We start from the raw sequence: 21,154 nt of genomic DNA, 5'->3' as shown, positions 1-21,154 counted from the left end.
TCCGAATATCGGATCACTGGAAAATAGTGGAGGTAAAACTACGTGCCTTAGACCCGGTTTCGTACTCTCTTCTCCATTTACCGGGATTACGGTCGTAAATCTGCTTATCCGTAAAATTAGTCTTTATCGTATTGCTGCCAGATACTACAAACCGGTACGGCGCTATGCTCCAGTTTCTCCTCGCCGTATCAGCAGTACCAAAAAGCTCATACAGTTTGGCTGTGATCTTCATTGCTCCTCCTGAATAACCAATCGCCTCACTTGGACACTCAATTCCGTTTTCTACCCCCATAGATCCTGCCAGGTCTACCGTTCCTACTTTATTGCCATAAATTCCAATTTCCCAGATACACTCTCTCTTTTCATTGATATCCTGAGTATGGTTGATAAAAATCTGTTTATAATTCGGATTAAGCGCATGCTTGTTCGATGAGATCACTTTGTCTGCGTATGCCAAAGCATCTTTATAGCGGGCAACATCCTTTAATGGCGCTCCTGCCATCTTCAGGAATACCCTTGCCAGTTGCCTGCACACCTGTTTTAGAGATGCGTTCATTGTAAGGGAAATAATCAATATCGTTCACCAGCTTTTCGGCCTGCTGCATGTCATTTACAATTGAAGCATAAACCTCTGGCAGAGGGGCACGTGGAAGATAGGGATCATCAGGCGATTTGGTAGAGGTTAATTTTAAGGGAACTGGTCCAAAAATATCTGCAAGCAGGTAATAATAATAACCACGTAAGAATAAGGTTTCCCCCTTGATGGCATCCCGCTGTGTTTGATCCATGTTCACCTGATCTACCTTTTCCAATAGCAAATTTGCGCGGTTCACTCCCTCGTATAATACTTCCCAAAGCCTGCCAATATCCAGATGGCTTGCATCCATCACCATCACGCGAATGTTGTTAATGGAAATACCTTTAAAAAATGCTTCATCACTCACCACAAAGTAGCTAAATAATCCACGTCCATACATTCGTCCGTTAGGGTCAATTAATCTATTATACACCCCACCAGATTCAGACCATTTTTTCAGGTCTTCTTCTGTTTTATAATAATTGTCTGGTGTTACAAAATCAGGATCCTTATTCAACAGTTTAGTGCAGGAAAGCATCATGATACTCATCAGCAGTATTAATATTTTAGTCTTCATATCTCTCTGTTTTTATAATTAAAAATTAGCATTCACTCCTATCGTGACCGACCGGGGTCGTGGATATGGAGACCAGTCGAATCCCGGAGTCAGGGCAGAGTGCCTGGTCGAAACCTCCGGGTCCAGACCAGAATATTTGGTCCAGGTGATGAGATTTTGAGCTGACACAGAAAACCGCAGGCTCTTCATTTTTAATGATTTCATCATTGATGCGGGTAAACTATAGCCAAGAGACACCGTTTTTAATCTAATAAAAGAGCCATCTTCTATAGTACGGGAAGAATAATATGCCGGGCCCTGCCCACCTAACCGATATAAATCATTGGTTTGATTTTCGGGGGTCCATCTATTTGCGAAAGAAGCAAACATATTTAAGTGTTTCTCTGGGTTGGATCTCCACCCTCAAATTCTATACGATTTGCATTTAAGATGTCATTACCATAACTCCATTGCAGGAAAATGTTCAGATCAAAATTACCGTAGCTGAAGTTATTGCTAAAACCACCGATATGAACAGGATTTGGATCCCCAATTACGCTGAGGTCACGATCATCAACCTGACCATCATCGTTAATATCCTTAAACTTGATATCGCCGGGAAGAATGTTGGCCCGTGGATTACCATTATTTGGCACATTGGGTTTCAATACATAAGAACCATTTGACTGAGCATCAAAATCGCTATACTGATAAACACCATCGAACTTCATTCCATAAAACTGGGCAATAGGTTTCCCGGGAACAGCAATGTAAGGGAAAGCGTTGTTGAAATTCCCCCAGGTTACTCTCGAAAGCAGATTTGGTTCTTCATCATTCAGAGCCAGCACTTTGTTCCGGTTAAATGCAATGTTGAAACTGGAACTCCAGGAGAACTTCTGCCCTTTAATGTTATTCGTAGTGATACTGAGTTCAATTCCACTGTTTGATACCTTTCCGACATTTTTAAATGCGGTTAAATAACCCATACTTGGCGGCAAGGTTGCATTCAACAAAAGGTCACGTGTGCTTTTATGATAATAGTCAGCTGTGAAGGCAATTCGGTTTTTAAAGAAACTCAGGTCAATCCCAATATTAGATTGCACGGTAGTTTCCCATTTCAGCTTTGTATTTCCAAGGTTAACCGGAACGATGCCTTTGCCGGGAACATTTCCTGTAGGGTATCCGGTTGAAGGCAGCATTTTCAAAGCAGTAAGAGCGGCATAATCATCTACCCTGTTGTTACCAGTATGTCCATATCCTATTCTGAGTTTTCCATCATTTAGAAAAGTTAGTTTCTTCATAAATGGTTCGTCTGTAAAGCGCCAGGCAAATGCTCCTGATGGAAAAGATGCCCATCTGTTATCTTTAGGAAACCTGGAAGATCCATCAGCCCGGAAAGAAACAGTGAATAAGTACTTTGATTTGTAATTATAATCTATCCTGCCCAGGTAGGAAAGCAAACCGTTCTTCAGGTCTGAAGTTGGCGCGACTGTAATTTGCCCTTCTCCTATTCCATTCATGCCCAGCGATTCGTTCGGGATTAGAATGGAAGAAAAACCATTTGAATAATTCCGGACATCCTGCATGGTTAAACCTGCAAGAACCGTTAAAGAATGGCCTCCGTTAAATTTGGTCTGGTAAGTCAATGTGTTTTCATTCAAAAGGTTAGTAATATCGATGTTGTTGATCGAACCATTTACTTTGTTATTGTTGTTTGGGTTTCCAAGACGGGAGGATGAATTATTGAAAATTTCCTCTCTGATGTTTGTTTTGTTGAGTCCGCCGCTAATTCTTAACGACAGATTTTTTAACACCTTGTAATCTACGTAGGAATTGATCACCAAGGTATTATTGAAAACAGGTTTATATTCATTCTGTGCTGCCAAACGTGGATTTATCCGGTAATCGGTAATCGGCAGTCGCGCTTAAATCCGGATCATACAGTTCATCGATCATATTGGCGTCGAAATCGATATTTCCGCTTACAGGACGAAAACCCCAGGCACTGTACATTAAACTGGCAGTAGGACTTGTTTGTGATTCTGCTACCACAGTTCCAAATTTCTTTGAAGCTACATAGTTCACGTTCACTCCTGCTTTCAGTTTTTTATTGATGACCTGATCTACGACAATACGTCCCTGATAACGACGAAAACCGCTGTTTATAATAATTCCCGGTTGTGATAACACTGATCCGGAAATTGAATACTTAGTTTGCTCAGTGCCTCCACGTAAAGAAAGGCTATGGTTCTGAATATAGGCATTGCGGAAAATCTCATCCTGCCAGTTAACCCCTTTACGGTCTCTATAACTTTCGAGCGTTTGTCCATCTTTAAGATAAATACCTCCGTATAAGTCCGGATTTAATTCTAACTGATATTTAACAAACTCATAGGGGGCTTAAAAACTCTTGTTGCTTGATAATAGAATTGATTCCTGCCCAGCCGTCATAACTGATTTGTGGTGCCCCGATTTTACCTTTTTTGGTGGTAATCAATACAACTCCATTTGCACCGCGGGCTCCATAAATAGCGGTCGCTGAAGCATCCTTTAACACTTCTATTGACTCAATTTCTTCGTTGTTGATGCTATTAGCCGCTGCAATTTCTGTAGGAAAACCATCTATGACATATAAAGGTGCATTATCCTGTGTTACTGAATTGGCTCCTCTGACTATGATATTCATTTCATTTCCCGGTTGCCCATCGGTAGAAGAAACCTGAACTCCGGCAATCCTGCCTGCCAAAGCTTCGGTAAAAGTGCCAACAGGTGCTTTGTTCATGTCTTTCATGTTCGCAGAGCCAACCGAACCGGTCAGGTCACGCTTCCTGGTAGTACCGTATCCAATCACGATCACTTCATTCAATCCCTTCTGATCCTCATTGAGCCTGACATTGTATGTACTTCCTGCACCTAAAACCACCGCCTTCGTTACAAAGCCGATATAGGAAAACAATAAAACTCCTTTCCCACCAGGAACACTAATTTTATAGACACCATTGTTGTCGGAGGAAACGACCTTTGTTTTCCCCTTTAACTGGACGCTCACACCAATAAGGGTATTTCCTTCCTGATCGGATACCGTTCCGGTAATCAATTTGACAGGGGAAACTGACTGTCCGTAGAGCAATTGCAGGGACATACAGAGGACTATTGATAACAATAGCCTTGCTCCAAAAATCGGGTAAATTTTTCTCATGCACTTAGTTTAATATTTGGTTAGTTGGTTGGTTCAGTCTAATTAGATACAGGGTTTTGTCTTCCCCGGATCTGTTGGCAGTTTAAGCCGAAAATTTAAAACAAGGTTCTTAAAATTCTTTAACAGGGTGTTAAAACCTAGCTATAGCATCGGATTGCAAATAATGCAGCTGGTACAGCTGCTGATGGATGTTCAAATTGTAAAGCCAGTTTATCGGTTAACACGGTCTCTTCCAGCTCAATGATATTAATGGATTGGTAATTGTCTTTTTTAACAAAGAGCAGATTTCCATTCCCATCTGTAATTGTATAATTTCTAATACAAAAGGGCATTGTTCTTTCAGGATGAGTCATCAATACCGATTCCATAGGATGATCATAATCGGTATCAAAGCAAAGCTCGATCCTGGTGATACTGGTTTGTTTTGCCCACTTTAAACTGATTTCAGGATTTTGATCCCTGATTGATGACACCCAGGCATTCGGTTCATTGACGGGTCTGCTGATCCCATTTTTCAGTTGCTCAACTATAAAAGGATTTAATGGAGGATCTATTTTCAGTGCGATATTATGGCCTTCAGGTCTGCGTTGAGGGCACCAAAACTCAAATTCATCCACACCAATATCTTCTGTTGGTTTTTGGCTGCCAAAATTTGAAACTGCTTTGTTTATTGAATTGAAAACGGATAATACGCCGGTGATGCGGGTATTGGAAAAGCCGAGTTTAAGGCCAGGGTTTTTCCTGAAACAAAGATATACATAGGCGTTTTGATTCAGTTTGCTGTTAAAACTGGCACTCAGTTCCTGTGTACCGGTTTTCACTGGTATTTGCTGAATTTCCAATAGTTCATCAGGACTAAAATTTCCTGGTCTGGAGCTTATTCTGAGTTCTACTTGTAGCGTGGTTTCTTCGGATGATTCCACTGAAAAAGTAAAAGAAGGTACCATACCGGCCTGCAATGGGATCATTTGTGCAGCCGAGATATCGAGATCCTTCATGAAATCAAAAGGGATTTCATCGAGGTACATTTCGCTGGAAGCGGTAATTTTTGCTGATTGAGCCAGATCTGCGGTATCTGTTAAGGTCATCCCTGGAATGTGCTGACCGCTCTTCATCAGTTCCAGTTGCAGGAATTTCATGATTCCTTTCTCGTTAAGTTCTTTGGGCTGCAATCCATCTCTCTTTGCAACGAATGCTGCCATACAACTGCTTGCCCAAGGTAAGCTCCTGTTGCCATCACCCTTGAAGAGGCAAATGCTACATGGCTGGCACTAATAATACGGCCGGTCAGGAAGAGATTCTTGATGTTTCTACTGTAAAGGCATCTGTACGGAATCTGATAAATTCCTTTACTATGCCACTGGTTACACCCTGGTTTATTGCTGAAAACCCCATCTGCAGGATGCAGGTCAATAGACCAGCCACCATAACCGATTGCATCTTCATGCTGATGCTGGGAAACAATATCCTGTTGGGTTAACATATAATCTCCTTCAAATCTCCGGCTTTCTCTTTTCCCGGGGATATTGCCTACCCATTCAAGGGTCATGGTTTCTGCTTCGGGAAATTCACCTGAGTTCTTAATATAATTCCAGACCCCGTAAACTACTTTCCACAGTTCCTGTTTGATGTTTTCGCTTTCATGAACGGTATCCATGCGTCCGCCATATTCCAGCCACCACAGTTTGCATCCAAATTCCTTAGCATTAAAACTCTTAAACCTCGGGATCTTTGTGATGTCGGCAAGCGCATATGAAGGAGCTATGTATTTGACGGGCTTACCGGTGTCTTTACTATAGAAATAAATGCTATGCCCAAGAAGTTCTCCGTATTCCTGATCTGGCGCAAACTTCTCTCCGAATTCTTCTTTGTTCTCTGCACCCATTCTAAATGCAGCTCCTGCCAGAAAGCCCAAAATGCCATCGCCGGAGGCATCACAGAACAGATTCGCCGTTAAGATATATTCAGTTGAGTTTTGACTGCAAAAACATTTCACAGATGAAATTTCATCGGCATCAGATTTTTCAAGATCATATACCGCTGTATTTAAAAGAAGCTTAATATTTACTTCCTGATATATTTTATCGAGTAATACGGTGTCAAAAATTACCGGATTACCTTCCGGGTTGCGTTGCATGTTTTCGAGCAGGATCTCATCAACCACTCCTCCTTCTCTTGCCCATCGGTTGTTATTTCCCATATAGGATGTTGCTCCCAGGATCCACAACCGAACTTCACTTGATGAATTGCCACCTAAAACCGGCCTGTCCTGTACAAGTACTACGTTTAGCCCTTTTCGCGCAGCAGTGATGGCACAACATACACCAGCTAAACCTCCTCCTGCAACTACTAAGTCATAGCTGGCAGATTCTGATTTAACAGCTCTTTTTTTTTGAGATTCTTCCCTTATCATTTAGAAATATATTTGGTATTGGATTCAAATGTATTCTGTACTTGATAATTCTGTACTGAAAATCAGGGTAAAATAAATTGGGAGCGCTCCCAATTTTAGGGAACGCTCCCATGAAACAGAATTTATAATATATTTGAATAGCATGAAACCTCAAATATTCCAATGAAAACTCATCAGATCACCATATTTGACCTGGCCAGGGAATTAAAAATCTCTAAATCCACGGTATCGAGGGTATTAACGGGCCATCCGAATGTCCATCCGGATACCAGGAAACGGGTTTTGGACCTGCGGAAAAATTAGATTACCAGCGCAATATGATTGCTATACAACTGGCTACACAACAAAGCCGTACCATTGGGATCATTATTCCGGAGATTCTGAGTTCATATTTTCCTTCTGTCATTGCAGCCATTCAGGAGGAAGCTCATAAAGAAGGTTACAATGTGATCATTAGCCAATCCAATGAGTCTTATGAGACTGAGGTAACCAATGCTAAAGTAATGATAGATAATCGTGTTGACGGGGTTATTGTATCTATCACTAAAGAAACGTTAAATTTTGATCATTTGAAGGTATTTCAGAAAAAAGGGATACCTATTGTATTCTTTAACCGGGTGTGCAATGAGATGGTGGTGCCAAAGGTTATTGTTGATGATTATGAAGGTGCTTTTGGTGCGGTAGAACACCTGATCTTGTCAGGAAGAAAAAGGATTGCGCATTTATCGGGCCCGTCTTCATTGGCTATTAGTGTGAAAAGATTGAATGGTTATCTCGCAGCAGCATTAAAAATACAATATCCCGGCTGATCCGGAACTGATCATTTCTTATGATTTTAGTAAGGAAAAAATAGCGATTTATGTGAATCACCTGATTAACCTCGAAAATCCGCCTGATGCGATCTTTGCAATTAATGATCCTACAGCAATTGACACCATTCAAATTATCAAAAAAAATAATTTAAGGGTTCCAGAGGATATTGCTGTTGTTGGCTTTAGTGATGATTATATCTCTGCACTTATTGAGCCGCCACTGACAACGGTTGCCCAGCCGGTAAGAGAGATTGGAATCACTGCAGCACAGTTGTTATTCGATCAGATTAAGAAGGACTCTTCGCAATGGAAAACACCTGTTAAGGTTCTTAAAACCAGGCTGATTATTAGAAAATCATCTTAAACCCCTATTGCACCAGTTCCGTCCTGTGGCATCATTTTCGATCAGGCCTGGCACTCATTGTTCCATGGAGCAGCAGAAAGTATAGAAAACAGAAAAATTATCATTGATTTATGGTTTTGATTGGTGAGCAGCATGATCCTACATTCAATACATCTTTAATGCATTCCACATAGATTGGGCAATTTAGTAAAAATGGCCCTTCCCCACTTTTGGGTTATGCCAGTGGTAAGTTTGATAGTTTAAAAATATATTCTTCAATTTCTGTTTCTCTGGAATTAGCAAATCCTGTTTCCTTTCCGATTTTTACAAACCCGTTTTTCTCTAAAACTTTTTGCGAACCATAATTATCAAAAGCTACACGTCCATAAATTGGTCTGATTCTTTCGATTTTCAGGAAGTCTTGAAGTGCAGTAGTAGCGATTCCATGTCCCCAGAATTTTTTGTCTATCCAATAAGTGATCTCTGCATCATTTTCTATAAAAAAAATCGCAATACTGCCTACAATTTCATCATTAGCTTTTATTGTCTGCATATTTATAGTTGGGTCAGATAAATGCTTTGAATACTTCTCAATGTAAGCAGTTTTATCGTTAGGGTCTTTAGAAGTAAAAGCTGCCAGATGATTTGCTTCTTTGTCCAGCTGAAACAGAAACAATGTATTTAAGTCATCTTTTTCTGTTTTGGTCAATGTGATATTGTTGTCTGTCATCTTAATTAGTTCTTATATGATTTTATTGTTTCCAGAAGCATCTTACAATGCCCATTAACAATAAATATACACATTAAACAAATAATCCTGAGCAGGCCATGATCGATAAAAACCTGAATAATCTGTCGCAAACCGGCATACAAATTGTCGCATACCACCCTGTTCAATATCCGTTTTTACATGCATATTTGATTAAGGAATTTGATCTGATTAATAGGGTCGGTGGAGCAGCTACCACATCCAAAAAACGGGCGAACCGAAAAGCCAGACGATTAGGAACAAAAAAAAAGATTTTTATGTCAGAGAATAAAGTTTCATTACACAGAGTGATCAAGGCTTCACCTGAAAAGATTTTCCGTGCCTTTACAGAAGCTGCAGCGATCGCTTCATGGTTGCCTCCTTATGGTTTTCTTTGCACTGTACACGAGATGAATGTTCAGGTAGGTGGTACGTTTAAAATGTCATTCCAAAATTTCACGACAGGTAACGGCCATTCATTTGGTGGGGAATACCTGGATGTCAGGCCAAATGAGTTTCTGAAGTATACAGATAAATTTGACGACCCAAATCTGCCTGGTACAATGACTACTTCTGTTTGGTTTCAAAAAACATCGGTTGGTACAGAACTAAAAGTATTGCAGGAAGGAATACCTGCTGTGATACCAGCCGAAATGTGTTATCTGGGTTGGCAGGAGTCACTGGAAAAACTAGTTAAGCTGGTAGAACCTGAAATACCGGATGCTTAATCGATAAAAATGATTTGGCGTCAATTTGGTAAAAATTGGTAATCGTGAAATGGAATTGACAGGTAAGTTTTCAATTAATAGATAAAAAACTATGGCAAAGAATAAATTACTACGAATGGACAATGTCGGCATCGTTGTAGAATCCCTGGATGACGCTATTTCTTTTTTACAGAGATAGGTCTGAAGCTCGAAGGGCGAGCCACAATCGAAGGAGAATGGGCTGGTCGCGTTACCGGGCTGGACTCTCAGTGCGTAGAAATTGCGATGATGATTACCCCCGATGGCCATAGCCGGATCGAGCTTTCCCGATTCCTAACCCCACCTACTGTCTCAGATCACAGGACTGCTCCTGTGAACTCCCTCGGTTATCTACGCGCCATGTTCACCGTCGGGGATATTGACGAGCTAGTATCCAGGCTCATCAGGCATGGCGCTTCTCTCGTTGGCGAAGTGGTTCAGTACGGGGACTCATACCGGCTCTGCTACATTCGGGGAAAGGAAGGACTTCTTATCGGTTTGGCGGAACAACTCAATAACAAATGATAAACCAGGCAATTTAGACCCGGTTTATCATTTATTACTGAGTACTTTCCATTAGTATTAATAAGTAAAATCAGTTGAAAAAGAAACATCCTTCCAGGTTTCCATTTGTGCATGCAATTGCTCCATTTTGGTTTTTGCACGATTGAATGCATCACTACCCAGAAACAGGTCAGTAGCGGGGATTGGGCTTTCAATTAACTTCAGGAATGTATCTGCTATCTTCTCCGGGTCTCCCAGTTGTGCGCCGTCCATACTATTCATCTTATCATGATATTCACGTAAATAAGCATAGTCCTCAATTTGGTTCTTGTTGTAAGCTATCGAATCTGCTTTGGCAAAACTAGTTCTGAACCAGCCTGGCATTACATTCGTTACATGAATGCCCAATGGTTTCAGATCATTTGCCAACGCTTCGCTAAGGCCGCTTACTGCAAATTTGGCGGCGCAGTACATCGGCCATCCGATACCTGGCGCAAAGCCTGCAATTGAAGAGATATTGATAATATGGCCAGAACGCTGCTTTCTCATATAAGGTAAAGCCTGCTGAATTACACGTACAACCGCGAAAAAATTAATCTGGAAATTTTCATCGATTTCCGCTGAGGTGAGTTCCTCCAAAGCACCACCCAGTCCATAACCAGCATTATTTACAACAATGTCCAAACGACCGAAATTTTCGATTGTTTTTTGAATAGATGCTGCAATGGACTGCTCGTTTTTCAGGTCAGCTTCCATTGGCAGAAACTTGTCACTAATTCCCTTAAACTCTTCGAATGCGGCCATTGATCTCGAAGTTGCAGCAACGCTGTGGCCTTTTGCCAATAATTGTTTTACAAGGGAGAGTCCCATTCCCTTAGATGCGCCTGTGATATACCAAACTTTTGTATTATTCATAATCTTTTTTTGATCCAAAGTTATCGTGTGGAGCAGATTATATTTTGTTATATCAAAACCAATATTTGTCAAATTCAAACCTGCCTGAAACCAGAAGGACTCATTGTAGTCTGTTTCTTGAAAAAGTTATTGAAGTGGGCCTGATCATCAAAACCGAGCAGATAGCTGATCTCTGCAATGTTCCAGTCGGTATGCTTTAGAAGTGCCTTAGCTTCTGCTGTTAGGCGCTCAAAAATATGATCAGTAGTTGTACGCCCTGTGGTTTTCTTGATGGCGCGGTTGAGGTAATTAACATGAATAGAAAGTCTTTCTGCAAAGACTTTTGGCGAGCGCAGTGCAAAACGCTGTGAGGACGATTCAATTGGAAACTGACGTTCCAGCAATTCTGTGAAAACCGAAGTGACCCGCGAAGCGGCATCGGGATGCTCAAAGGAATTGTCTGCAGGCTGGAGCTTCATCGCCAGATAGATCAACTCACTGACATAGTTCTTGATCAGCTCGTATTTATAGATGTAATCTGTATCAAGTTCTTTGATGATTTTTTCAAAAAGGGCCTTCACTTCACAAGTCCCATCATCATCCAGACTAAAGACAGACTGTGAGCCCGCTATAAATAAGGGCAGCTCAATCGGGCTCTGGCGCATGGTCCCTTTAAAAAACTCATCCTTGAATACACAGAAATAACCTTTGCTATCGGAGGATAATGGATCATAAGTATACGGTACCAGTGGATTAAAGAAAAGCAGCGTATTTCCGCATATCTGGATACTTTTATCACCATAATGGAATACGTTATCACCCTGAAAAAGCATGATCTTAAAGAAATCTCTGCGGATGAAGGTTGGCGAAGTGGTACCCGTGCGAATTCGGTCTTCAATTCGAAAAACATTAAACTGACCACTATTTTTTTTTTTGAAATCTTCAGATAAGCTGCCATACTTATCCCTGTAAAACTGCTCCAGTGATTCTGTTGATTTTGCCATATGATAGATACGATTTGCAAAATTGAAGCTTTTTTCTGAGATATGAATTGTTTTTTTTTGCTCACAGCATAGGCAGATTAAAGCAAACTCTACAAGCTGCAGGCAAATAATCACTATCTTCGATTAACTAAAGGTATGCAAGACTATTATAAACTACATGCTGATGCGCTAAACTACTTCAAAAATGAAGCGCGAAATGCCTTTGCACCGATCTGCAGTGGATTCGGCTTACAAGAAGAAAATGTTATATCTTAAAGGATACGGAGAACTTATTTCTGGTTACGTTTTCGAATAGTAAAATCCGGATTGTGGTGGAAGGTATTAACTGGGGCATGAATACACATGTTCGTATTGGGGTTAATAAATCGGATAGTGACTTATATAGTATCCAGAAACTTATAAAAGAACGAAAACCTGAAATATCCATTGACGGCAGTCAGGTTGATCAGCTCTTCGGATATTCTCATTACCTGATGACTTATGCTGCAGATATTCTAGAAGGTGAAACTAACTTTTTTGACCGGCAGGAAGCATTGATAAAACAAGAGAAAGAAAACGCATGGAAAGCCTCGCAAGCTGAATCGATCAGAAAAATTTCTGAAGGTTATTTGGAAATTGATACGCCGTTTGGAGAACCGGTCTGGCGAAAATCTCGTCCATTGTTATCAACATATAGCAGTATTAGAGATAAGTTTCCTTATAGCTTTGAAGTAATCGTGAATGAAGAGGATCTATTAAGCTCAGAACAATATGATGCTGTCATTACCAACTGGAAAGTAGAATTGAATGAGATCGTTAAGAAAGACGAAGTAATTTGCGAGATAAGTACTGACAAAGTTTGTGTTGAAATTGTAGCCCCCCAGACAGGCAGGCTTGTATGGCTACTGGAAGAAGGTATTGTATTTAAGTTTTCAAGCTGTATTGCATTACTTGATCTATAAGTTATTCCCCATCTAGTACAGCAGCAACAGCCAAAACCTGATTTGATCCTTAATGGAGGTGATACCTATTAAATATAAAGCCAGAGAAAATCTCTTTCCCTAGCTACTTTCTTATAATTAATTATTGTTAAACCTTATCCAGCACCTCTCCCGCTTCTTCTACAACCTCCAGCTCCACAACATTCTTCTTCGGATAATTAAACAGCACAGAAGTAACCACCGGAATAATAAACACAGCTACCGTAAAAACCGATACAAACAAGTCCGTCTTCTCCCCCTCTATGATATGAGAAACTGGCGATTCAGGATGAAATGAGTAAATAAAGAAGAAGTCAGCTTAATCCCAAGCACTGCTATTACAATAAATGCAACAGTCTCCAGAAAAGTAAACTTCTCCATCAGCCTGACAAATGCCTGTGCAACAAAACGCATAGCCAGAATCCCAATGAAAACACCAATATAAATAAGCCAGATATGATCAGTAAATGCTACTGCTGCGAAAACATTATCTATTGAAAAAGCTAAGTCCATCACCTCTACCAGAGCCACAGTTGCCCAAAAAGTCCCAATTAAACCCACCGTAGATTTATATATCCAGCTTTTGCTTTTATCAAGCTCTTCATCTCCTTCATCTTTCTTCGCATTCTTTTTCCTGAAGTAATCAAAAGCCAGGTATAAAAGATATAATCCGCCTAAAGGTTTTAACCACCAGATGGTGACCAGCCAGGCAGCAAGAAGTAAACAGATACCACGAAACACATATGCGCCAATGATACCATACTTCAAAGCTTTGTCCCTCTGGTGCTTCGTCGGAAGATCCATGACCATCGTAGCCAGAACGGCTGCGTTATCTACTGAAAGCAAGCTTTCTATAACAATTAAATTTAAGATAATCAGCAGGCCAGCCTGTATATCATCTCCTAAAATAGTGTGCAATAAATCCATTATATGATTAGTTAGTATTGAATGTTGAATTGATGATAACCTATACTTTTCTAAGGGCAGCTTTTAATGCGGACAAGAGAAAAATGAGGAGAAATGCAATAATCACAGGTGCAAAGACTTCTAACCAGCCTATGCTACCTGTAATAACTTTTATAATAAAAAGAATTGCACTAAATAGGATTCCTAATGAAATTAAAATCTGTTTGATACCTGTCTGTTTAGTTCTTCTTTTAGCCACGAGGGATATTTTTATTGATTAATATTTATGGAAGCGTAATCTCAACTCTCCTATTCTTTTTTCTGCCGGCATTGCTATGGTTTGAAGCAATTGGATTTTCAATCCCTTTCCCTGATGCGATTATCCTGCTTTCGGCAATGTTTTTTGAAACCAGGTATTTCTTGAATGTTTCTGCTCTTACCTGTGATATAGTTTGGTTAATTTCTAAAGAACCATCACTGCTCGCATATCCATCTACATTGATGGATGCATCCGGATTTTTCGCCAGATAAGAGATTATGCGGTTAATCAATGATTGATCTACAGTGATGAACGACGAAGATCCAAGACCGAAAGTAGCAGGGATTTTATGGTTTAAAATTGCTGCATCAACAGCAGACGCGTGCTCAGCAACCTGAACAGACCGGCTGGTTACCAGATGAGCAGTTGTATCTGCGACAGCAGACTCTGTTTTTACCTTCGATAGTGGTATAACAGCAACGGCTGGATCTGAAGGAATAATTGGAGTTGATGCACTGGCAACACCGCCTGTCACCTTTGTTTTAGACGAATAATACCAGATTCCACCGCCAACTATTAAAACCCCAATCAATCCTATGATCCATGTTTTAGTCTTTGAAGGGCTTTCTGTAACTACAACTTGTTCTGTCTCTTCTTTTGAAAGGTTAAATTTAGAGGAAGAAGGAGTCTTTTTTGATGAATCCTGAGCAGATCCATCATTTTTATTTAAATCAAATGCCATAATTTCTATTTATTTAGCTGTACATATCTACTAATGTTTGCAGGCTGCCGGTATGTGCTCTACCCATAGCTTCGAATTCCCAGGAATCATCTACCCTGAACAGTCTTCCAAATTCTACAGCATCTTCATTAGTGTACTTATCTTTCAAATCATAGCGAATAATCTCATTACCGCTACTTTCATCCACTATACGGATATAGCAATCATTCACTTGCCCAAAGTTCAGATTTAATGTTCTGCGGTCTTTTTTGTTATCATGAGGATATTTACAAATCGTACAGCAAATGATGATCTGCTCCACCTGATGACTAACTTTTGTCAGGTCAATAAACATATCTTCATCATCTTCACCGTCACTTCTGGAGCCATCCGGATCATCAATTGCCCAATAATTGCCCCATCCACAGTAAGAGGTCTGAACAACCCTTTTTCTAGCTTATCCTCAATTTTATTCCCCATACGGATTTGACCATAGAAGGTGAAATAAGAATCAGAGGGGATTTTAAAGTCACTGCCTATTGAAAATGCAGATACATCAAGATCAAATTCAGGCCCGTTAGCTTCCTCATTAGGAGCCCATCCCATTCCTATCTTTACTATTGTTAGTCCAGGCGCTGCCTTGGAAAGAGAGAATCTATCTCCCTTACTTAAATTAAAACTGCTCATCATGTGATTTATTGATATAAGTCTATTAGTGTACTTAAACCTCCCGAAAATGCTTGTCCGAGAGCCTCTACGTTCCATGCCCCGTCATTTCTTGAAATACTTGCAATGATGATAGAATCTTCGTTTGTGAAACTCTCTTTTAGTTCATACTGGCACAAAATGGAATTGTCGGCAGCATTTCTGATATTGATATAAGAATTCTGCACATGACCGAAGTTATCCCCCCTGTCTTCGCATTGATCAATCGTGACCGCAAAATATAAGAACTCGACTCTTGCATCTATTTTAGACAGATCAATATTGATGACCTCATCATCTCCATCGCCTTCGCCACCTCTGCTGTCTCCCGGGTAATTGGTAGAACCATCAGGACTTGTCGCATTGTTATAGAAGATAAAGTATTCATCTGCTACCAGTTTGCCATTTGCCCCCAACATAAATAAGGATAGATCCAGATCTACTGAGTGTCCGTTTACATTGGCAGGATCCCAACCTAAACCCGCTACAATATTATTGAGCCCGGGCTTTTCTTTGATAATCGAGATTGGTTTTTTCTTTTCTAGTTGTATAGCCATTTTAATATTTATTTAATTGTTTAATCTCTCTCCTACGAACCTTTTTTAGGTGGAAGCGGCGGAGGTTTTACTGGGTTAACTTTTGCTTTGATGACAGGTTTTACTTCAGGTAACCTTGGAATATTAATCTGAGGCGGCGAAATGTTCGCCACTATTTTTGGTGGTAATGGAGGTGACCGCTTGGGTGTTATCGGTGTTGGAATTACTGGTTTGGTCACTACAGGTGGTTGATCAGGTATCTTTGATTTCAACTTATAATTTAAGTCTGCTATCTCCGAAAAAATAGATTTCATAGTATCTCTGATATCAACAGCCTTAACCTCTTTGACATGATGATATTTCTTAAGCAGTTTACTCGAGAAATAAGATGTACTGATTTCCTCTGTCCCCAATAAAATAACTACGTCTTCGATAATCAAACCTCCCGACTTCAGCAGATCATCAATTACAGTATAGATCATACTATCATTTGAATAATACTGAAGCCTGTCATTCAAACCTCTTTCATTGACCTTAAACCAATACTTATTCCCATCTGACAGTTCAGCATCCCCCTTGATAACAGGACTTATATTCTCTAACAGACTTGCACAGAATGGAAGTAAGAAAGCGGTCTCGGAATCCTTATCAATGGATAAATAAGGCTGTTGAATAATGATATACTCAACAATCATATCTGCTAGAATCTTCACCCTGGGATCAGCTCCCTGTCCTTCCAGTCTGTAAGAACCAATTGCTTCAGCATATATATTTTTATAAAGTCTTAAATACAGCACATCATCAATGCCACTGAGTAATAGAATGGCTTTTTCCTTTGATAAAACCCCTTTTTGAGCTAATACCGCAAACAATGTCCTTTCGAAATAAACGCGGTCTAAATTAAAGTAACCAGCTTCCTGGAACAGCTGTTCAATCAACGATTTCTCATTGTCTTCTATATCTGTGTCAAATAGAAAACGAAGTGGAAACTGTTGTCTGTAAGATTCTATGGAGTCGCCTTTATATAAAACTGTATTCAGAAAACAAGACAGACATTGCTCAATTCCATAATAAAACAGCTGTTTAACCGGCTTTTTGTTGCCGTAAATCACAAAATGCTTAACCGGATCTTTTATAATTTCAAAATAGTTCCCGTAAGCATTAGGGTCATGTCTGTTAAACCGCTCTCTGGCAGCACTTCCAAAAATGAAGTCATTACCATTCACATAAAAGTATAAGGGGATTTCATTTGATCCCTTTATAATTAATGGTGCATAGGCATTACCGTCTGACTGATACCAGAAAGAGACCGAACGTTTAGATATTTTTGCGATTACACAGAATTTCATGGAGCCTATTGTTTTTGGATTCCTTTAAGCAGATGTCTTTCAAAGAATTTCATTCCCTCTAAAATGATGATCGGAGCTACATAGTCAAACTCTTTCTGATCCTCATGTTTTCGCTTTTGAGCCTTGATAAAACCAGGTTCTCCTTTAATATAATTTTCGATATTCATGTCCTGGAAACCCGCCAGGAAATCCGCAGAATTCATTTTCAGCCCAAACATGGTGGATGAAACTCTGTAGAATAAATCTGCGAAGTCCATAAATCTTGGACAATGTGGCTTGCCATCCGGAGGCAGACAGATAAAGTGATTTCCTATATGCTCTAACATCTCCGGAGTGATAGAATTAGTAGATTCCAGGTATTTGAATTCACCAGCAGGTGTAACTACACAGAAATTATCTTCCCCAAGAATCTCTATAGCCTGTTTATTGGTTGGTACAAGTATACTTGTGATATTGGTAGGAATAGCCAGACCTTTGGATACTTCATATTTAACATCAGCATTGTTGGTTCCACGCTGAGAGTTGATATCAATTATTTTTAAAGGGTTGGTCGTAATTGGTGTAATGGTTTGTCTGGCTACAGCTTCTCCCCCCATACCCCTGATAAACATTTGTGTATAGTAATCATCTGCAGCAGCTGGATTTACTGCTGTGAACCAGTCAAAAATCCGGGCTCCTTTGCCTGCAAAAGCAATCTTGATTCTAGGTGGGATGGCTTTAACAGCTGGCGGAGCATCTTCAGATTTTACGATCTCAGTTCTTAATTTATAAGCCAGTTGACCGGCATAGAACATAATTAACCCGGTAACATAAAGAAAAGATTAATGCTCATCATTTCCTTACATTCTGCGGCTATTAAAAGATAAAAAGTCTCAAAATCTGAGGCTTCAAGCCGATCGACAACCTGTTCAAAATAATAAGGAGCTGTGTTTTCAGAAAATTTATTGACCCCATTATTTAATCCCTGGATGGAGATATTTTTCCTTTCACACATCCTTAACAAAACGTTTTTGAAATTTGGAGAGAACTTAGTTGCCTGTGCTACTCTCTCTGCTGCAAAACGGATGGAATTTTGTTTAATCATTGCTTTTCCACCATCCATCTGGCATAATGCAGTAATATCAGTTGTACTACCACCAATGTCAAAGCAAAGAACCAGTTCGCCTGGATTAATGGAATAACCTCCATTTGGCCTCACCAAATAATTCGCTACTGCACAAGCCTCTGAAAGTGATTCTTCGTTACTTAATTTCTTGAAATCAAATCTTACCGGCCCTGTTTCCGTTGCAATATTTACCGGACCAGCAGATTTCACAATAGGTTCATTACCCCAGCCACCTGCTACTGCCGGAACTTTAAGCTCGTTTCCCCACCCATTACTACTGGTTTCTGCGGCTCCCCAACCACCTGAAGCTAACACCGGTGGCTCAGCAACATTACTGCTCCAACCTGAATCGGCAGCTGGTATTCCCCAGGTATTACCACCCGTAGTATCACCAATATCTGAGAGATCTGAAGGTGGATAAGTTTTTAGTTTAACATTGCCTACAATTGGTGAGATCTCTTTAAGAGAATCCCATATTCCTCTGTATTCACTCAATAATTCTTTACCCATTGAAGATGGATAAGACCATTTCAAAGTATGAGGTTCATGCCCTTCAATGAATAACTGGGCATATACATGCAATAACAAAGAGCTTAAATAGGCAGTCTTATAACTCTTATCAATTGGCTGGGTAGACCATTTCATGTTGTAAACCAACTCTGCTCTCCCTACTCTGTTGTAACTTAGAATATACCTGTTATCTTCTGCATTTTCAATCGGCAGGTTTTTCTCAAAGCAGGGAAATCCACCTTTAACTGCTTGTGCCATCAATGAATCGTTCAGGATATTACCCTCGTTTACAATCCTTCTGGAATCATGAATGGTTAAAACTGATTTAATGGAGTTAGTGAGGATTTCGTCGTTCTGGAAAAAGAAGATCTCATCTTCTACAGCTGGGCGTTCATCATTGTTCTTAGTATCAGTGGATAACAGGGAAACTCTTTTGTTAGTCAGCTTCAGGCTTTCGCACACTTCATTTTTATGGTCAGAGAAATAAGCAATAGAAGAGTTTGTACTTCCAAAATCAACACCTAAAAATGCAGGAGATAATGATCTTGGAGAATTCAGCATATTAACTGGCAAAGATTGCGTGTTTCCTGATCCATCGTAACGGATAATCCCAAATCCACAATCAATCCCGGCATGCGCAAATTTTACACCTTTGAAAGGCTTATTACTTTCATAAATTTCATACTTGTATTTATTATCGGCAACAGATTATTTGACGTGATATGTAGCTGCGCTTTAATGTTGCCGTATTTCTCAGGAATAATAGCCGCCCTGCCATTGCTGGCCAGGTAAAGTGGTACTCCCTTTTCATCAAGTACTATTCTAAAGAAATCATCATCGACATTACCAATAAATGGTGTCGCCTGAAATTTCGCATCATTATGTGGGATTTCGGAGTAAAGGAAATATCGGTTCCATTGTTTGGAAATAAAGTTAGGCCACATTAAGATGTCCTTTCCTTCTATCGATGCCGCAGTTACTTTATAAATTACCTCCTTAATAATTTCATTGCCGGTTTCTGTGTATAATTTCAGATTGACCGTTAAACGTTCACCGTCTTTATCATTAGGGTCATAAATTGCGGTGATCCTGGACTTCACATTTGAGGCTTCTGATATGCCCATTAATGCATCTAATGTAGCACCAAAAACATTTAACGCCAATGGCGTTAATGGTAAAGTGAAATAAGCATAATTGTTTGGTTCACCTTTAGTTTCAGCAGCTAATAAAAGAATTGGTTTAGATTTCAGGTAGTTCCTGGTTTCCATTCCTTCTCTGCCAAAATCGATCTGAGCAATCTCCGTGGTATCAGACAGCAGTAAATCTTTGGGGTCAAATACTATTCTTCCTTCCTTTGATTCGTTATATATAATACCTTCAGAGCCAAATAGTTCTGTAGAGTAATTAAATAAGATATTAAAAGGATAATTAAACAGCGAGCCAACTTCTGGTGGTGCCTGCTGATCTAGTTTTGGATAGCCCTTCTTTTGTTGATAGATAACCATTTCATCTATCCATGCCTGAAGACAGCCTGACATATTACCGTATTCTGGTCTGATCAGCTCTTCCAGACTGGCATAGTTCAACCTGAATTTTTCAATATTTTTAAGAATATGTTTAGCGTAACCATACAACGTAAACAGTTCCTGAGGATTTAATTCCGATTGTAATGGGTCTATAAACTTCCCGTTCTGTACATTGACAATGGCAATTTGTCTTTAAGCTGGTAAGCTACAGAGGTAAATAAAAAGCTGTCCGGTGAAGTTCCGCCAACGACACTGCCTTTAAACGAGATCACGTCTATAAATGGTATTTTATCTGCATTATTAGCTAATGACTGATCACACCACAGAGGCTGCCGTTCAAACAGCATATTTCCGAATGCACCTACAGGCTCATAAATATTTGCTGTATTGATCAGTTGCCGCCCATCAGAATACGCCAAATGAATTCTATTGACCTCTATATCTTTATAATTTAATGCGATACAGCCGATAAAACCTTTCCATTCACTAATCAGTGATTTGTAAAACAGCATTAATCCTGCGGCAGCTGCTTCCTTATCCTGAATATTATCCAGAGCACTTTTGAACAGGTTAGCCCTTGCAAATACTGATGGTATCCCCGAAACAATGGTTCCGATGTTAACAGATGAATTCCCTTCTTTGTCAACAGCAATTTCAGGGATTAAAATGTTCTTGGTAAAACCTCTAATTTCTGGGATTTTTTCCCAGGCAAATTCAACACCATTTGGTTCAGTTTTAGCATGAACTTTTATCGCCAGTGCTTTTATTCTTTTATCTGACAT

Annotated in this window: 28 protein-coding genes; 5 read left to right on the top strand and 23 right to left on the bottom strand. The window is 39.9% G+C overall.

Annotated elements, in window-relative coordinates; genetic code table 11:
• Positions 1-13 precede the first annotated feature (13 nt).
• The 8 genes from ACWYN3_RS07685 to ACWYN3_RS07650 form a co-directional block, all read right to left on the bottom strand.
• On the bottom strand, positions 14-502 hold the full coding sequence (locus ACWYN3_RS07685; RefSeq protein ID WP_456220611.1) for a hypothetical protein: 489 nt from the start codon (positions 500-502) through the stop codon (positions 14-16).
• Positions 465-1,154: a RagB/SusD family nutrient uptake outer membrane protein gene (locus tag ACWYN3_RS07680; protein WP_456220610.1), complete on the bottom strand. Its 690-nt coding sequence runs from the start codon at positions 1,152-1,154 to the stop codon at positions 465-467. The genes ACWYN3_RS07685 and ACWYN3_RS07680 overlap by 38 nt, the downstream gene beginning before the upstream one ends.
• A gap of 18 nt (positions 1,155-1,172) precedes the next feature.
• On the bottom strand, positions 1,173-1,523 hold the full coding sequence (locus ACWYN3_RS07675) for a hypothetical protein (RefSeq protein ID WP_456220609.1): 351 nt from the start codon (positions 1,521-1,523) through the stop codon (positions 1,173-1,175).
• Between the two features lie 2 nt (positions 1,524-1,525).
• Positions 1,526-2,974 carry a SusC/RagA family TonB-linked outer membrane protein gene (locus ACWYN3_RS07670; RefSeq protein WP_456222926.1) on the bottom strand — a complete coding sequence of 483 codons (1,449 nt, stop codon included), beginning with the start codon at positions 2,972-2,974 and terminating at the stop codon, positions 1,526-1,528.
• A 28-nt stretch (positions 2,975-3,002) separates the two neighbouring features.
• Positions 3,003-3,323, bottom strand: coding sequence for a hypothetical protein (locus tag ACWYN3_RS07665; RefSeq protein WP_456220608.1), 321 nt, complete (start codon positions 3,321-3,323; stop codon positions 3,003-3,005).
• Positions 3,324-3,522: 199 nt separating this feature from the next.
• The gene (locus ACWYN3_RS07660; protein WP_456220607.1) at positions 3,523-4,332 is read right to left on the bottom strand and encodes a TonB-dependent receptor plug domain-containing protein; all 810 of its coding nucleotides are present in this window, start codon (positions 4,330-4,332) and stop codon (positions 3,523-3,525) included.
• A gap of 137 nt (positions 4,333-4,469) precedes the next feature.
• Positions 4,470-5,471, bottom strand: a complete 1,002-nt coding sequence (locus ACWYN3_RS07655) for a hypothetical protein (RefSeq protein ID WP_456220606.1) — start codon at positions 5,469-5,471, stop codon at positions 4,470-4,472.
• Complete coding sequence (locus ACWYN3_RS07650; protein ID WP_456220605.1) at positions 5,468-6,745, bottom strand: FAD-dependent oxidoreductase; 1,278 nt, start codon at positions 6,743-6,745, stop codon at positions 5,468-5,470. The genes ACWYN3_RS07655 and ACWYN3_RS07650 overlap by 4 nt, the downstream gene beginning before the upstream one ends.
• Positions 6,746-6,907: 162 nt before the next feature.
• Between ACWYN3_RS07650 and ACWYN3_RS07645 the strand changes: the two genes are divergently transcribed.
• From ACWYN3_RS07645 to ACWYN3_RS07635, 3 genes are read left to right on the top strand one after another with little or no spacing between them, the layout of a single operon-like run.
• A complete protein-coding gene (locus ACWYN3_RS07645) occupies positions 6,908-7,048 on the top strand; it encodes a LacI family DNA-binding transcriptional regulator (RefSeq protein ID WP_456220604.1) in 141 nt (46 codons plus the stop codon).
• A 14-nt stretch (positions 7,049-7,062) separates the two neighbouring features.
• Positions 7,063-7,554 (top strand): LacI family DNA-binding transcriptional regulator, encoded by a 492-nt coding sequence (locus ACWYN3_RS07640; RefSeq protein WP_456220603.1) that lies wholly within the window; start codon positions 7,063-7,065, stop codon positions 7,552-7,554.
• Positions 7,555-7,606: 52 nt separating this feature from the next.
• Positions 7,607-7,921: a substrate-binding domain-containing protein gene (locus tag ACWYN3_RS07635; protein WP_456220602.1), complete on the top strand. Its 315-nt coding sequence runs from the start codon at positions 7,607-7,609 to the stop codon at positions 7,919-7,921.
• A gap of 214 nt (positions 7,922-8,135) precedes the next feature.
• On the opposite strand, the gene ACWYN3_RS07630 is transcribed toward ACWYN3_RS07635, so the two are convergent.
• Positions 8,136-8,630 carry a GNAT family N-acetyltransferase gene (locus tag ACWYN3_RS07630; protein ID WP_456220601.1) on the bottom strand — a complete coding sequence of 165 codons (495 nt, stop codon included), beginning with the start codon at positions 8,628-8,630 and terminating at the stop codon, positions 8,136-8,138.
• Between the two features lie 98 nt (positions 8,631-8,728).
• Here ACWYN3_RS07630 and ACWYN3_RS07625 point away from each other — a divergent pair, with 98 nt between their 5' ends.
• A complete protein-coding gene (locus ACWYN3_RS07625) occupies positions 8,729-9,376 on the top strand; it encodes an SRPBCC family protein (protein ID WP_456220600.1) in 648 nt (215 codons plus the stop codon).
• Between the two features lie 600 nt (positions 9,377-9,976).
• Here ACWYN3_RS07625 and ACWYN3_RS07620 read toward each other — a convergent pair.
• Positions 9,977-10,813, bottom strand: coding sequence for an SDR family NAD(P)-dependent oxidoreductase (locus tag ACWYN3_RS07620; protein WP_456220599.1), 837 nt, complete (start codon positions 10,811-10,813; stop codon positions 9,977-9,979).
• A gap of 74 nt (positions 10,814-10,887) precedes the next feature.
• Positions 10,888-11,796, bottom strand: a complete 909-nt coding sequence (locus ACWYN3_RS07615) for an AraC family transcriptional regulator (RefSeq protein WP_456220598.1) — start codon at positions 11,794-11,796, stop codon at positions 10,888-10,890.
• Between the two features lie 311 nt (positions 11,797-12,107).
• On the opposite strand from ACWYN3_RS07615, the gene ACWYN3_RS07610 reads away from it, so the two are divergent.
• The gene (locus ACWYN3_RS07610) at positions 12,108-12,737 is read left to right on the top strand and encodes a biotin/lipoyl-containing protein (protein ID WP_456220597.1); all 630 of its coding nucleotides are present in this window, start codon (positions 12,108-12,110) and stop codon (positions 12,735-12,737) included.
• Between the two features lie 127 nt (positions 12,738-12,864).
• Here the strand turns inward: ACWYN3_RS07610 and ACWYN3_RS07605 are convergent, their stop codons facing one another.
• The 12 genes from ACWYN3_RS07605 to ACWYN3_RS07550 form a co-directional block, all read right to left on the bottom strand.
• Positions 12,865-12,999 (bottom strand): hypothetical protein, encoded by a 135-nt coding sequence (locus tag ACWYN3_RS07605; protein ID WP_456220596.1) that lies wholly within the window; start codon positions 12,997-12,999, stop codon positions 12,865-12,867.
• A 17-nt stretch (positions 13,000-13,016) separates the two neighbouring features.
• Positions 13,017-13,682: a TerC family protein gene (locus tag ACWYN3_RS07600; protein ID WP_456220595.1), complete on the bottom strand. Its 666-nt coding sequence runs from the start codon at positions 13,680-13,682 to the stop codon at positions 13,017-13,019.
• 40 nt (positions 13,683-13,722) lie between these two features.
• On the bottom strand, positions 13,723-13,920 hold the full coding sequence (locus ACWYN3_RS07595) for a hypothetical protein (protein WP_456220594.1): 198 nt from the start codon (positions 13,918-13,920) through the stop codon (positions 13,723-13,725).
• Between the two features lie 25 nt (positions 13,921-13,945).
• Complete coding sequence (locus tag ACWYN3_RS07590) at positions 13,946-14,662, bottom strand: OmpA family protein (protein ID WP_456220593.1); 717 nt, start codon at positions 14,660-14,662, stop codon at positions 13,946-13,948.
• Between the two features lie 13 nt (positions 14,663-14,675).
• On the bottom strand, positions 14,676-14,996 hold the full coding sequence (locus tag ACWYN3_RS07585) for a TerD family protein (protein WP_456220592.1): 321 nt from the start codon (positions 14,994-14,996) through the stop codon (positions 14,676-14,678).
• The gene (locus ACWYN3_RS07580) at positions 14,981-15,331 is read right to left on the bottom strand and encodes a TerD family protein (protein ID WP_456220591.1); all 351 of its coding nucleotides are present in this window, start codon (positions 15,329-15,331) and stop codon (positions 14,981-14,983) included. Before ACWYN3_RS07580 ends, ACWYN3_RS07585 begins: the two co-directional genes overlap by 16 nt.
• A 5-nt stretch (positions 15,332-15,336) precedes the next feature.
• A complete protein-coding gene (locus ACWYN3_RS07575; RefSeq protein ID WP_456220590.1) occupies positions 15,337-15,903 on the bottom strand; it encodes a TerD family protein in 567 nt (188 codons plus the stop codon).
• 32 nt (positions 15,904-15,935) lie between these two features.
• Positions 15,936-17,231, bottom strand: a complete 1,296-nt coding sequence (locus ACWYN3_RS07570; protein ID WP_456220589.1) for a hypothetical protein — start codon at positions 17,229-17,231, stop codon at positions 15,936-15,938.
• 5 nt (positions 17,232-17,236) lie between these two features.
• Entirely contained in the window at positions 17,237-18,025 is a 789-nt protein-coding gene (locus ACWYN3_RS07565; RefSeq protein WP_456220588.1) for a hypothetical protein, read from the bottom strand.
• 2 nt (positions 18,026-18,027) lie between these two features.
• On the bottom strand, positions 18,028-19,407 hold the full coding sequence (locus ACWYN3_RS07560) for a hypothetical protein (protein ID WP_456220587.1): 1,380 nt from the start codon (positions 19,405-19,407) through the stop codon (positions 18,028-18,030).
• 83 nt (positions 19,408-19,490) lie between these two features.
• The gene (locus ACWYN3_RS07555) at positions 19,491-20,480 is read right to left on the bottom strand and encodes a hypothetical protein (protein ID WP_456220586.1); all 990 of its coding nucleotides are present in this window, start codon (positions 20,478-20,480) and stop codon (positions 19,491-19,493) included.
• 41 nt (positions 20,481-20,521) lie between these two features.
• On the bottom strand, positions 20,522-21,154 hold the full coding sequence (locus ACWYN3_RS07550) for a hypothetical protein (RefSeq protein WP_456220585.1): 633 nt from the start codon (positions 21,152-21,154) through the stop codon (positions 20,522-20,524).

It is taken from the genome of Pedobacter sp. NJ-S-72, assembly GCF_053890575.1.
Note: the sequence above shows the minus strand (reverse complement) of the source record. Positions and strands in the feature narration are given on the sequence as shown.